The 13,428-nt window shown below is 69.6% G+C and carries 11 protein-coding genes; 4 read left to right on the forward strand and 7 right to left on the reverse strand.

Annotation, left to right across the window (positions count from 1 at the left end; all coding sequences use genetic code 11):
* Positions 1 to 208: 208 nt before the first annotated feature.
* From ACTHQV_RS09155 to ACTHQV_RS09165, 3 genes are read right to left on the reverse strand one after another with little or no spacing between them, the layout of a single operon-like run.
* Complete coding sequence (locus tag ACTHQV_RS09155) at positions 209 to 4,363, reverse strand: translocation/assembly module TamB domain-containing protein (protein WP_440489756.1); 4,155 nt, start codon at positions 4,361 to 4,363, stop codon at positions 209 to 211.
* The gene (locus ACTHQV_RS09160; RefSeq protein ID WP_440489757.1) at positions 4,360 to 6,279 is read right to left on the reverse strand and encodes an autotransporter assembly complex protein TamA; all 1,920 of its coding nucleotides are present in this window, start codon (positions 6,277 to 6,279) and stop codon (positions 4,360 to 4,362) included. The genes ACTHQV_RS09155 and ACTHQV_RS09160 overlap by 4 nt, the downstream gene beginning before the upstream one ends.
* 46 nt (positions 6,280 to 6,325) lie before the next feature.
* A complete protein-coding gene (locus ACTHQV_RS09165) occupies positions 6,326 to 6,550 on the reverse strand; it encodes a hypothetical protein (protein WP_440489759.1) in 225 nt (74 codons plus the stop codon).
* 169 nt (positions 6,551 to 6,719) lie between these two features.
* Here ACTHQV_RS09165 and ACTHQV_RS09170 point away from each other — a divergent pair, with 169 nt between their 5' ends.
* Positions 6,720 to 6,890 (forward strand): hypothetical protein, encoded by a 171-nt coding sequence (locus tag ACTHQV_RS09170; protein ID WP_440489760.1) that lies wholly within the window; start codon positions 6,720 to 6,722, stop codon positions 6,888 to 6,890.
* A 169-nt stretch (positions 6,891 to 7,059) separates the two neighbouring features.
* On the opposite strand, the gene ACTHQV_RS09175 is transcribed toward ACTHQV_RS09170, so the two are convergent.
* A complete protein-coding gene (locus ACTHQV_RS09175) occupies positions 7,060 to 7,674 on the reverse strand; it encodes a S24 family peptidase (protein WP_440489761.1) in 615 nt (204 codons plus the stop codon).
* A gap of 98 nt (positions 7,675 to 7,772) precedes the next feature.
* Between ACTHQV_RS09175 and ACTHQV_RS09180 the strand changes: the two genes are divergently transcribed.
* Positions 7,773 to 7,958 (forward strand): hypothetical protein, encoded by a 186-nt coding sequence (locus tag ACTHQV_RS09180; RefSeq protein ID WP_440489763.1) that lies wholly within the window; start codon positions 7,773 to 7,775, stop codon positions 7,956 to 7,958.
* Positions 7,955 to 8,254, forward strand: coding sequence for a hypothetical protein (locus ACTHQV_RS09185; protein WP_440489764.1), 300 nt, complete (start codon positions 7,955 to 7,957; stop codon positions 8,252 to 8,254). Before ACTHQV_RS09180 ends, ACTHQV_RS09185 begins: the two co-directional genes overlap by 4 nt.
* 131 nt (positions 8,255 to 8,385) lie before the next feature.
* Here the strand turns inward: ACTHQV_RS09185 and ACTHQV_RS09190 are convergent, their stop codons facing one another.
* The 3 genes from ACTHQV_RS09190 to ACTHQV_RS09200 are packed head-to-tail and all read right to left on the reverse strand — an operon-like array spanning position 8,386 to position 11,987.
* On the reverse strand, positions 8,386 to 9,321 hold the full coding sequence (locus ACTHQV_RS09190) for a hypothetical protein (RefSeq protein WP_440489765.1): 936 nt from the start codon (positions 9,319 to 9,321) through the stop codon (positions 8,386 to 8,388).
* A complete protein-coding gene (locus ACTHQV_RS09195; protein WP_440489766.1) occupies positions 9,318 to 10,559 on the reverse strand; it encodes a TIGR04063 family PEP-CTERM/XrtA system glycosyltransferase in 1,242 nt (413 codons plus the stop codon). The genes ACTHQV_RS09190 and ACTHQV_RS09195 overlap by 4 nt, the downstream gene beginning before the upstream one ends.
* Positions 10,560 to 10,610: 51 nt before the next feature.
* Positions 10,611 to 11,987, reverse strand: a complete 1,377-nt coding sequence (locus ACTHQV_RS09200; RefSeq protein WP_440489767.1) for a helix-turn-helix domain-containing protein — start codon at positions 11,985 to 11,987, stop codon at positions 10,611 to 10,613.
* A gap of 152 nt (positions 11,988 to 12,139) precedes the next feature.
* Here ACTHQV_RS09200 and aceA point away from each other — a divergent pair, with 152 nt between their 5' ends.
* On the forward strand, positions 12,140 to 13,414 hold the full coding sequence (gene aceA / locus ACTHQV_RS09205; protein WP_440489768.1) for an isocitrate lyase: 1,275 nt from the start codon (positions 12,140 to 12,142) through the stop codon (positions 13,412 to 13,414).
* Positions 13,415 to 13,428 lie beyond the last annotated feature (14 nt).

Consider the following 13,428-nt stretch of genomic DNA (forward strand, 5'->3'; position numbering starts at 1 on the left):
GGCTTTGCTGAGTAAGCAATTACCCCCCGTTTGCTTCAAGAGAATTCGAGAAGCGTCCGTCGAGAAGGCGTTGATGGGCTGGACGTGTCAAAGAGCGCGGGCACTCTGACCATCTTCCGGTTTGTAGGAAAGGGCGGGGGCGTGTTCTCGACAGACGCTTCTCGACAAGCTCGAAGCTGCTCGAACCGAACGGGGTAAGCCGAGGAGGTCAATAGTCACGGGAGATGCGGACGTTGGTGCTCTGGCGGCCGAGCGTCGAGATCGAGGCGAGCAGCGACAGCCAGCGGGTCACCTGGAACTCGATGCGGGTGGCGGAATAGCCCTGCCCGTCGGTAACGATCTCCGCATAGAAGCGCCGCGTCAGATATTTGCCGGCCGCGACCGACGTCCCCTGCCCCGTCTGCGGATCGGCGGGGAGGATGCGCAGCCGGTCGAGGCCGGCGGCGCGGCGGACGGCGTTGATCGGGTTGAGGCCGCCCTCGCCATTTTGGAGCGCGGCGACGGCGGCGGCGAGTTGCAGCGCCTCCGGGGCCGAAAGGTTGGTGATCGAGGTGCCGAACAACAGCCGCGACAGCAATTCGTCCTCGGGCAGCGCGGGTACGCTCTGGAAGCTGATTTCGGGGCGGGTTGCGGTGCCGGCGACGCGGATCGTGGCGTTCAGCCCCTGGGTGTCGGCGGCGGCGACGATATCGAGCGCGGGGTCGGCAGGGCTTTCGCCGTTGAAGCGCAACACACCGCGATCGACGCGGAATTCGCGGCCGGCAAATTCGTAATCGCCGCGGACCAGATCGGCACGACCGTTGATGATCGGGTTGGTCGGTTCGCCGGTGATGGCGAGGTCGGCGGACCATTCGCTGGTGAGGCCAAGGCCGGTGACGATCAGCCCGCCCGGCGCGCGCGCCTTCAGGTCGAGCTTCCACGGCACGACGGCAGCGGCGGTTTCGTCGTCGCCATCGGGACGGTTGATCTCGCGGATATTGAGGCGCGGCAGCGGCGCGGTGGCGGTAGCACGGCCGAGGCGATAGCGGCTGCCATCCATCCGCACCTGTCCGGAAATGGTGCCGCCCGCCCCGTCGCTGCGGATCGCGATCGGGCCGGTAACGGTCGCGCCGATCGAATCGGTATTGATGAGCCGTGCGCGATCGGCGTTGAGCGACAGGTCGATGCCGAAGCCGCGCACCGATGCGAATTCGAACGCGCCGGTGCCGGTCACCCGCCCCTGTCGCCCGTCACTGGCGGCGAAGCGATCGATGACCAGCCGCGATCCGTCGAAGCGGCCCTGCGCCTCGACCCCGGTCAGCACGGTGCCGGTGATCGCGCTTTCGATGCGCGCGCCGCTGGAGCGGACGACGCCACGGATGCGCGGGTCGGCAAGGCGCCCGGACACGTCGGCACCGACCGCGACCGGGCCGGACAGGTCGAACAATTCGATGCCGGTCAGCCGCCACAGCGTATCGGCGGGGCCCCCATAGCGAAGCTGCGCGATCAGCGGCGCGTTGGCGATACGGGTGGCGAGGTCGCCCTGCCCCAGCGGCGCCAAGCGGGCCTGGGCGCGACCGATCGTCTTGCCGCCGCTGGCCATCACCGCGCGCACCCCGGCGCGGTTGGCGTCGAGCACGGCGGCGATGCCGACATCGATCGGGGTCGATGACAGGACCAGTCCCGACCGGCTGAGGCCGCGCACGGTCATGTCGACCCGGCCGCTGGGCGTATCGCCACTCAGCGCATAGGCGATCCTGCCCGACGCGGTGCCGCCCAGGCCCAGTCCCGGATAGCCGATATCGAGTACCGCCAGCGGCATGCGCGCGACGTCGAGGGTCAGTTCGCCGGCGGTCGCGCCGAACGCGCCGCCGACCGTGGCGGTGCCGCCGGCGAAGCTGAAGCGAGTCGGGGCAAGGCGCCAGCCCTCCCCTTCGCGGCGCAGGACCGCCGGGGTTTCGAGTTTGAGCGGGCGGCGGTCGAGCGTACCTTCGGCGGAGATCGTATAGCTGTCGGTTGCGACCTGCGTCACGCTTTGGATCGAGAAGGCGCGACCGCGCGATCCGGCGATGGCTGCGCGGACTTCGCCGACGCCGTTCACCAGCTTCGCGCTGCCGGCCAACCGCGCGATCGACAATTGGCCGCGGCGGAACCCTTGCGCGGTGACGGTCGCGTCGAGGGTCGTGCCGCCCTCCGCCAGCACGATCCCCGCCTCCAGCCGCCCGCGCCGGACCATGCCCGCAGCCCCCAGCCGGGCGCGGGCGACATCGAGCGCGATGTCGATGCGCTGGTCGCTGCCCTGCGGACGGAAGGCGATGGTGCCGGCGATGCCGCCGCCATCGACGTTCAGTTGCCCGAGAAAGCCGTCCTCGACGATATCGACGGCGCCGTTGGCGCGGGTGCCGCTGACCTCCAGTTCGTCGACGGCGATGCGGGCGGTGCCGCCGCTTGGCAACAGGATGCGGCCATTGGCGGTGAACGGCCCCAGCCGCGATCCGCCGGCGGCGCGATAGGCGAAGCCTTCGGGCGTCGGGTCGAGATGCGCGACGACATCGGCAAGGCCGAGCATGACGTTGGGCGACGCGAAACGCAGGTCGAGCGTCGGTTTCGAAATATTGCCGTCGAGGACAAGCTGGACGGGACCATAGGTCGCCTGCCGCCCGCTGCCTTCGAAATGGAAGGTGCCGTCGCGGCGGCGATAACCGTTGCCGCTAAGGGTCAGGCCGGGCGAGGTCAGCCGCAGACCGCGCAGATAGAGGATGCCGTCATTGCCGCGTTCCAGCGCGGTTTCGATCCGCGGCAACCCTTGCGTCAGCGAACGGAAGAAGCCGTTGTCGAGCCGGCGGACCTGCGCCAGTCCGCGCCCGACGATACGGGTACCGCCCCCGGGGATCGGCACCGCGGTCAGCCGGGTCTGGACATCGACCAGCCCGAGGCCGGGGATCAGATAGCGTTGCAGCGCGCCGCTGATCCCGACCTCATAGCGGCCGGTCGCCAGATCGAGGGTCAGCATGATGCGCCCGTTGAGCTTGTCCGACCGGACGATCAGGTCGTTGCCGACTAGCGTACGCGTGCCGACCGCGAGCCTGCCCGTGACCGACAGGTTGCGCAGGATGCCGCCCCCGACATCGCCGACCCCGGTCACCCGCGCCGCCGCCAGCCGGATCGGGACGATCACCGGTGCCTTGGAGAAACGCCCCTGCCCTGCGGCCACGACGCTCTCGAAGCCGGTCTGGTCGAAAGCGAGCCGGGCGGCGCGCAGGCGATAGTCGAAGCGCGCGGTCGAAAATTCGCCATCGAGGATCGCGCGGAGTTCGATGTCGCGGCCGGTCATGTTGGGGAACAGCGCGGCGGGGCGCAGCAGGCGCGCGCGTAGGCGCAGATCGCGGAAAGCGCTGGTGCCGAGGTCGACGATGCCATCGGCTTCCAGCGCCAGCGCCGGACTGCGCAGCGCGAGGACGCCGCCGATGCGCCGATTGGCGAAGGTCGCGCTGCCGGTGACGCGGACCTGCGGCGCGGTCAGGCGTTGCAGCTTGCCCTGCAACAGCGTCGAGGGGGCGAGCGTGCCGCCGAGCGTATAGCGGCCGGCGCGGACGCCGAGCGTCAAGTCGATCAGACGGGCGCGGCCGGCATCGGCCACGGCGCGACCGTCCCATGCCGACCAGCGGCCGTCACCCGACACCTCGACCGACAGGGGCCGGCGGATACCGCTGGCGGTGGCGAGCAGGCCGTCGGCGACGCCGCGGGCGCGCAGATCGACATCGAACCGGTCGCGATCGGGTTCGGCATCGAGGCGCAGGCGCAGCCGGTCGCTATTGGCGATGTCGAGCGCCAGATCGACCAGCGCCCGGCCCGAGCGGATATCGGCCTGTCCGGCAAGGCGACCGATGCGGGCGGTGCCGGTCACGCCCTTGCCGAGTTCGAGGCGCTCGACGCTCAGCCGGCCGATACGGATGTCGAAACCGGGCAGGATCGGGCCCTTGCGTCCGGTCGGGTTGGGTTGCGGGAGCTTGGCGAGGATGGCGCGCGGGATGGTCAGGCTGGTGATCGCCAGCCGGTTCGACCAGAATTCCCAAGGCCGCCAGTCGAGATCGGCCGCCGGCGCGCGCAGCACCAGCCCCTTGGGATCGTAGATGCGCACGTCGATCAGCCGCGCGCGGGTGTAGATCGACCCGTCGATGCGGCCGATGCGATAGCGCATGCCGTTGGCGGGTTTCAGCGTCGCGATCTTGTTCGCGATCAGCCGGTGGCCGGGGCCGGTATCGATGACGACCAGCAGCCCGGCAATGGCGATGACGATCGCCGCCACCAACTGCGCGAGGCGACGCCCCCAACCGATCCGGCGCTTCGGCGCAGGTGCGGTGTCGGCTAGCGCCTCGGTCAAAAGGCCTGCCCCAGCGAGACATAGACGGCGACGCGCGGGTCGCCGCGCTGCGGGTTGATCGGGGTGCCGACATCTACGCGGATCGGCCCAAAATTGCTGTAGTAGCGGACCCCGATGCCGGTGCCGAAGCGCATGCCGGTGAAGCGCGGCAGCGTCGAGGTGTAGATATTGCCGGCGTCGAGGAACGGCACGACCCCGAAATTGCCGAAGGCACGGACGCGGGCCTCGAGCGAAAACTCGGCGAGGCTGCGGCCGCCGATCGGATCGTTGTTCGGATCGCGGGGGCCGATGTCCTGAAACCCATAGCCGCGCACCGATGCGCCGCCACCGGCATAGAAACGCCGCGACGGCGCGACGGCATCGCGCGGGGCGCCGAGGATCGATCCGATGCGGGTGCGCCCGGCCAGCACGACGCGGCCGGTGACCGGGCGGTAGACGCTCGCGTCGATCTGGGCGCGGGTATAGCCGAACACCTGCCCCTGCAGCGACAATTCGGGGCTGATCCGCCCGCCCAGCCGGAAGCCTTTCGTCGGGTTGAGCAGGTCGTCGGAGCCGTCGTAATTCAGGCTGCTGGGCAGCGCGCCGATGAAATAGGTGCGGCGGCGCGGTTCGCCGGTGGCGACGATCACGTCGCGTTCGTCGGTCGCGACCAGTTCGCCGCCGAGCGACCAGGTCCAGGTCTTTTGAAAGAAGATATTGGTCTGCCGCTCCAACCCGGCCGACAGCGAGACGGTGTTCGCTTCGAAGGCGTTGCGGACGAGATGGGTCGCAGCGACCTGCGCGGTCAGCACCCGGTCGCGGCCATGGAAATTGTTGCGGCGGAACGTGACCGCCGCGACCTGTTCGAGCGTGCCGAGCACGCCGCGTAGCGTCAGCGCGCCTTCGGGCGGGAACAGGTTGCGATGGGTCCAGCTCGCCTCGATCCGCGCGCCTTCGCCGGTGCCATAGCCGATCTCGCCGGCGATGGTCCGCGGCGGGGCAGGCTCCATGGCGAGGTCGAGGTCGACGGTGCCGGGCGTCGCCCCCTCGACCGGGGTCAGGCGGACCTGCGACACGAGGCTGGTCTGGACGATGGCTCGGCGTAGATCGTCGACCAGCGTCGAGTCATAGGTCTCGCCGGGTTTGAAGCGGGCGATGTCCTGCGCATGGTCGCCGTCGAAAATGCGGTTGGGCGCGGTGACGATCCGGCCGAAGCGACGCTCGCCACCCGGCGCGACCGCGATGTCGAGCGTCGCGGTGCGGGTGGCATGGTCGACGGTGATCTCGGGCGCGCCCACCTTGGCGAAGGGAAAGCCTTCGCGACCGATCGTCTGGGTCAGCTGGTCCTGCGCGGCGACGACGCTGTCGCCCTGTACGGGGGTTTCGGGCTTGATCGGGAAAGCGTCGCGCAACTCCGGCGCCTTGTCGCCCGCGGCGGCGATGCCGGGGGTGCGGACCTGCGCGAAGCGGTAGAGCTGACCGGGTTCGACCTCGAGATAGACGATCAGCCGCTCGCCTTCGGGACGGACACTGGTCGAAATGCGCGCGTCGAAATAGCCTTCGTTGCGAAGCAGTTCGTCGAGCAGCCGCGCATCCTCGCGCGCGCGGCGGTCGATCTGCGCGGCGTTGGCGGGTTCGCCTTCGTTGGCGCGCAGTGTCGAGAGTTCGTTGAACCGCTGGCGGAACAGGTCGGTATTGATGCTGTCGATGCCGGTGATGCGGTAATTATAGCGGAATTCGCCGCCGGCGCGCTGCGGTCCGGCGGTCGCATCGGGATCGGTTGGCGCGGTCGACAGGTCGGGCCAGGCGACGCCGATGTCGGGCAGATCGGCCATCGGCGCATTGGGATCGAGCGGCGTTTCCTGCGCGAACGCCGCCGGGCCCGCAAAGGCGAGCCATCCGGCGCTCAACAGCACGGCAAGCCGGCAGCTCGACATGACAGCGGTCCTAGCGGAGCAGCCCGCCCCCCGCCAAGGGCCAAGGTCAGTGAATCGTGCCCCAGACGCCGGGCCGTGCGAGCAGATTGACGAGCCGAGCGACCTGTCGCCAGCGGCAGAACTGGATGACATTGTCGTTGTCGCGGGCATCGGCGGCGCGGGCGACGGCTTCGTCGGCGGCGCGCGCGCCGAAATCGGAGATCAGCTCATGCGCCGTCGCCAGATCGGAAGCGTCGGAGATGTACGGCGGCAGGGCGATCGAATCGAGCATGGCGGCGCTTGTAACACGGTTCGTGCCGGAACCGTACCGACCGCGTTTGCCGCGGGAGACGATGGTTACCGCCTCCCCGACTATCCCGATGCGGGACGGCGGGGCGTGCCGGGGTGGCACGGACGGGACGCGGTGGCGCGGGCGCGGCGGGTGTGGCAAGGGATCGGGCATGAACAGACCTTCGCAAAGCCCCAAGGCCGGCGGGATGCCGATCGCGCTCGGCACGCTGGGCGGTGCCATCATCGGCGCGATGTTCGGCGAGGCGACGATCGGGTTGCTGGTCGGGCTGGCGCTAGGCGTCGGAATTGCCGTGATTATCTGGCGGCGCGACCGGGTCTGAAAGTTGACGAAGTTGACACTGCGTCAAGATTGTTCGGCGGTATTATTTGTTGTTTTGTAATGATTTAGGCGCATTTTTCGGCGGATAAGGTGACACGGGGGTGTCCTGGCGGTTCGGGACATTTCAAGGAACGCGGCGACCATCGCAAAGGGCGGGGCTGTAGGAAATGCTACAGCGTGCGCGCCAGCCAGACCACGCGGCCGACGATATCGGGCTGGCCGGCGACCGCGATCGGCGGATAGGCCGGGTTGTCGCTGACCAGTTCGACGCCGTCGCGGGTGCGGGCGAGGCGTTTGACGAGCAGGACGCCGTCATGGCGCACGACATGGATCGCGCCCGACACGCCGCGCCGGTCGCCGCGGTCGACTAGGATCGCGTCGCCATCGGATAGGGTCGGCTGCATCGAATCGCCGGCGACGGTGATCATCGAGGCGTTGTCGGGGCGCACCCGCAACTGGCGCAGCAGCGCGCCGTCGATGCGGAGCGCGCCGTCACCGCGATCGTCCTCGACCAGTCCCCCCGGCCCGGCCGAAGCGGCAGCGTCGATACGGGGAATTGCGATCAGCGGATTGTCGGGCGGACCGCCGAGCAGCGATTCGGCAACGCCCAGATAGCGGGCGAGCGTCGCTCGGTCCCGCTCCGCCAGCCGGCGCGGCGATCCGCGTTCGATGAATTGCTGGAGATAGGCCGGGTTGCGGCCGAGCACGCGCGACAGTTCGGCAAGGCTGACGCCCCGTTCCCCGGCCAGCCGCGCAATCGCGGCACGAATATCGTTCGATTCCATGGTGCAATCCTACCCATAGGATTTTTCCTAGACAAGTTGGATTTCAAGGAACAGATCAAGAACGGGAACAGAGTTGGAGTGACGGACGGGAGGCATGGATGCACACGATATTGCAGCGGATCAGCCAGCATTTGCAGGCGACGGGTACACCGGAAACGCTGTTCGGGCGGCGCGCGGCGGGCGATCCGCGACTGGTCGGCGACCTGCGCAACGGGCGGCAGCCGCGCCCGCCGCTGATCGCGAAGATCGAGGCGTATATCGACGCGCAGGAGCAGCGGCATTGAGCCGGGGGCCAGATGCGGCGACGCTGCTCGAACGGCGGCTGCGGATCGCGGCGGAGGCAGCGGGGGTCGCGGCGACGGTCGGCGAGTCGGATTGGACGCGCTGGGCGAGCGCGACCTTTGTCGGGGCGCGGCATCGCGTGCCGATCGGCGGTTCGGGCGTCGCGTTCGATGCGTGGGTCGCGGCGCTGGCCGAGGCGGAACTGCCGTTGCGCGGGCATCTGGTCGCCGATGTCGCGGTGGTGGCGCGGTCGGGGGATAGGGTCGTGGTGGAGGTGTTGACGGTCGAGGAGCGGTGAGGGTTGGTGGGCGCTCGCTTGGGCGAGCGCGCGAGTCGGTAGGCTCGCTCGCCCCTCTCCCAACCTGCGCTAGCCAGCTTAGCCGGCAAGCTTCGGTATCCCTCTCCCCTGTTCGGGGAGAGGGCCTTTCGTTACTCTCCGCCGGCCATTCGGCGGAGGGCGCCGAGGGCGGACGCTAGGCCGGTGGATTGGGCCTTGGCGGCTTCCTGACGCTCGATCTCGGCGGAGCGGCGGCGTTGCAGGCCGTGGTCGAGGCGGTCGAGCAGCGCGTCGAGGCTGGGCAAGGGCGCGGGTTCGATGACCGGTTCGGCGGGCGGGATGTCGGGTTGGGCCGCTGCCTCGACCGGCGGTTCGTCGGCTTCGGGGGCGGCGACGGCTTCGGTCACGACCGGTGCGACCGGCGGTTCGGGGGCGAGCAGCGGCACGACCTCCTCGGGCTCCGGCTCAGGCTCTGGCGTTGCCGCGATCGGTTCGGCGGGCGGCGCTTCGAGCGGGGTCGGCGGCATCGACGCCTCCGGTTCGGGGGGCGCGGAGACGGCGTCGGTGTCGATAGTGGTTTCTTCGGCAGGTACCGGCGTCGGGCGGAACAGCGGGCGGACCGCCTGGGCCGGGGCGGCGGGGACCGGCGGCACGGCGGCAGGGTCGAAGATCGCCATCGGCACGTTCAGGTCGCGCGGCAGGTCCATTTCGGTCTCGACCGGGTCGAGCGGATCGAGGAACGGCTTGCCGAGGTCGCGAGTCGCGCGGACCGGCGGGCGCGGCGGGGCGTCGGGATGGGCGTCGGCACGGCGGACGCTGGGTTCGGCCGTGGCGGGGCGGCGCTTGCGCTTGACGGGCAGCAACAGCCACAGCCCGATCCATAGCGGCCCGGCGATCAGCGTCGCGGCGGCGAGCATCAGCACGACCCGCGCGGTCATGCCCAGCGGCGGCGCGGCGGCGGGGAGCAGCGCCGGCAGGCCGCTTGCCTCCACCGCAGCCTCGATCCGCCAGACCGGCAGCAGCGCGATGACCAGCGCGACAGTGAGCGCGGTGAAGATCGCGACGACGGGGACCTGCGCGCGCTTCATGCGTCGACCAGCGGGCGGGCGGTGGTGACGGCAGCGTCGGCGGTAGGACCGATCAGCCGCTGATAGAGCGGCTGGTAGCGGGCGACGTTCGCCGCCCAGTTGCGTTCCGATTCGACGAAGGCGCGCGCGCGGTCGCGCATCGGCTCCCAACCCGACCGGTCGGCGAGCAGTGCCGCGACGCGGGCGGCGAGCGCGGCGGGATCGTCGGGGGCGAAGAGCGTGCCGGTGTCCCCGTCGCGGATCAGTTCGCGATGGCCGCCGACATCGGACGCGGCGACCAGCCGGCGCTGTGCCATCGCCTCGAGCGGTTTGAGCGGGGTGACGAGATCGGTCAGGCGCATCGCTTTACGGGGATATACGAGTAGATCGACGAGTCCATAGTAGCGTTCGACTTCGTGATGCGGGACGCGGCCGATGAAGCGGATCGCGTGCGCGGCGTCGGACGCTGCGGCCTGGGCGCGCAGGGCCGATTCCATCGGGCCGCCGCCGACCAGCAGCAGGCGGACGTTCGGGCGCGTGGCGACCAGCGCGGGCATCGCCGCGATCAGCGTGTCGAGCCCTTCGTAATCGTAGAAGCTGCCGAGATACCCCAGCACCTCCTTGCCCGTCAGATCGAGCTCGGCGGCGAGCGCGGCGTCGGGCACGGGCGGATCGCCGAACAGGGTCAGGTCGACGCCATTGGGCGAGACCATGATCTTGGCCGGATCGATGCCGCGCGCGATCAGGTCGCCGCGCAATCCTTCGCAGATGACCGCGACGCCATCGGCGCGGCGCACCGCCCAGGTCTCGAGCGCGCGAGTCGCGCGGTAGCGGGACGAGCCTTCGGTGCCGGTGCCGTTGCCGACCGCGGCGTCTTCCCAAAATGCGCGGATCTCATAGACCAAAGGCAGAGCGCGCTTGCGGGCGACCTTCAGTGCGGCGAGTGCGTCGAGGACGGGCGAATGGGCGTGGAGGATGTCGGGGCGGAATTGCGCGACCACGTCGTCGATGCGTGCGGCGAAGGCGCGGATTTCGGCGAGTTCGGCCAAGGGTGCCGGCAGGCTGCGCGGCGGCACGGTGCGGTGGAAGTCGATGCCGTCGATCGTCTCGGCCGCGCGGTCGCGCGCGCCCTGCCGTGCGCCGGTGACGGCGGCGACGCTCCAGCCGCGCGCCATCTGCGCGGTCAGGATCGCGCGGGTGCGGAAGCTGTACCCACTGTGCAGCGGCAGACCATGATCGAGGATATGGAGGACTCGCATGGCCTGTTCCTGCCAGAACTTGGTTAACGGAGATGTAAACGCACGATAATCCTAATCGCCGGCAAAGGCGAAGGGGGTCAGGCCGCCATCGCGATCGTCGAGGCGCATGGCGCGGCCGACGGGCGGAGCGGAGCGTTGCGGACAGTCGCCACGGGTGCAGGCGCGGCACCCCGCCCCGACGGGTACGCCGCGCGCGGTCAGGTCGAGGCCACGCGCGGCGGCGAGGCCTGCGGCTTGTTCGGCGGCGATGCCGAGCATGACGACGAAGCGCGCGCGGACTTCGCCGGCCAGCGCACCGGGCGGGGTGACGGTGCGGGCGATGGTCAGCCAGCGGCCACCGGCTTCGGGTTCGACCAGTTGCACGATCGCTTCCCCGCTTCTGGCAAAGGCGTCGAACGCGCCGAGCAGCGGGCATGGCGCGCCTTCGACCAGCGGCGACTGGCTGGCGCCGGCGAAACGCTTCGAGATCTGGCCGGCGCGGTCGAGGCGGAGCAGGCAGAAGGACAGGCCCCGCGCGCCGACGCGGTGGAGCGTGGTTAGGCGATGGGCGACATGTTCGAACCCCGCCCCGAAGCGGCGGCCGAGCAGCGCGATGTCGTAGCCGGTCGCCTCGCACGCGCGCAGGAAGCGGGCATAGGGCATCATGACCGCGGCGGCGAAATAGCCGTGGAGATGGCGGCGCAGCCAGAGTTCGGCGGTACGATCGGTCAGGCCGGCACCGCGCACCACCGCATCGACTTCGGCGCGGGCCTCGGCATGACCCAACGCGCGGGCGAGCGCGAAGCTGCGCGAGGCGGGGTCGAGGCGTTCGGACAATTGCAACTGGCGGGCGTGCAGGTCGGTGCGGTGCAGGCGGTCGGGCATCGCCTCGACCGGCAGCAGGCGGACCGACAGGTGATGGCGGACGCGCAGGCGATCGGCCATCGCCGCCGCCGCATCGCCGCCGCTCTGGCGCAGCTCGTCGGCGAGTGCTTCGGCCTGTGCGTCGAGGTCGGGGAAGTGGTTGCGCCAGCGCTCGATCGCGGCGCGGGCTTCGACGGCGGGGTCGGCGGTGATCGTCTCCCCTGCCCCGCCGCCCAACCGGTCGAAGGCGCGGGCAAAGGCTTCGGCACCGCCCGGAGCGCTGGCCAGCCACTCGGCGATGTCGCCACGGTCGAGCGCGAGGTCGGCGAACATCGGGTCGGCGAGGCGGCGGCGCAGCGCATCGGCGCCCCCTGCCGGTTCGCTGGCAGCCAGCGTGCGCGCGTCGAAGCCGAAGCGTTCGGCGAGCGCCACCAGCAACGTCGCGGTCAACGGACGCTGATTGCGCTCGATCAGGTTGAGATAACTGGGCGAGACGCCGAGCAGGTCGGCCATTGCCGCCTGCGTCAGCGCCTGTCCGCGGCGCAAGCGGCGGACGGCGTGGCCGGCGAAGAGCTTGGTTTCCATGGGCCGCCCCTGTCATGAATTTACATTATGACAACAGCAACACCAGCGTGCGCGACAGTGCAACCGGAATTTCGGTGCGTCACGACTGACAGACCAGGTTCGCCAGCGGCATATCGGTGTCAACGAAAACCTGCGCTGTAAAGGACATGACAATGGACATCGCCGATCTGGTCCCCGCCCCGCCCGGCCGCTTCGACGGGATCACCCGCCCTTACACGGCCGCCGACGTCGCGAAGCTGCGCGGGTCGGTCGCGGTCGAGCATACGCTGGCGCGGCGTGGCGCGAACCGGTTGTGGGAATTGCTGCACAGCGAGGACTATGTCCATGCGCTGGGCGCGCTGTCGGGCAATCAGGCGATGCAGATGGTGCGCGCGGGGCTGAAGGCGATCTACCTGTCGGGCTGGCAGGTGGCGGCCGATGCCAACACCGCCGGGCAGATGTATCCCGACCAGTCGCTCTATCCGTCGAACGCCGGGCCGGAACTGGCGAAGCGGATCAACGCGACGCTCGCGCGCGCCGACCAGATCGAGCATATGGAGGGCGGTGCGACGCGCGACTGGTATGCGCCGATCGTCGCCGATGCCGAGGCTGGCTTTGGCGGACCACTCAACTGTTTCGAGATCATGAAGGCCTATATCGCCGCCGGCGTCGCGGGCGTGCATTATGAGGACCAGCTGGCATCGGAAAAGAAGTGCGGGCACCTCGGCGGCAAGGTGCTGATCCCGACCCAGGCGCATATCCGCAACCTCGATGCGGCGCGGCTGGCGGCGGATGTGGCGGGCGTGCCGACGATCATCTGTGCGCGGACCGATGCGGAGAGCGCACGGCTGATTACCTCGGACATCGACGAGCGCGATCATCCGTTCCTGACCGGCGAGCGGACGCCCGAGGGGTTCTTCCGGCTGAAGGACAGGACCGGGGTCGATCATTGCATCGCACGCGGCCTCGCCTTTGCCGAACATGCCGACCTGTTGTGGTGGGAGACGAGCAAGCCGAACCTCGCCGATGCGCGGCGCTTTGCCGAGGCGATCCGGGCGCAATATCCGAACAAGCTGCTCGCCTATAATTGTTCGCCGTCGTTCAACTGGGAGAAGAATCTCGACCGCGACGACATCGCCCGCTTCCAGCGCGAGATCGGGGCGATGGGGTACAAGTTCCAGTTCGTGACGCTGGCCGGCTTCCACCAGCTCAACTACGGCATGTTCGAACTGGCGCGCGGTTATCGCGACCGGGGGATGGCGGCGTATAGCGAGCTGCAACAGGCCGAATTCGCCGCTGAGGCCAATGGCTATACCGCGACCCGTCACCAGCGCGAGGTAGGCACCGGCTATTTCGATCTGGTCGCGACGACGCTGGCCGGAGGGAGCAGCTCGACCACTGCGCTGAAAGAATCCACCGAAACGGCCCAGTTCGACAGGGCCGCCTGAACCATCAGAGAGGA

Origin of the sequence: Sphingomonas sp. SAFR-052, from assembly GCF_051965015.1 — a bacterium.
Lineage (GTDB): Bacteria > Pseudomonadota > Alphaproteobacteria > Sphingomonadales > Sphingomonadaceae > Sphingomonas.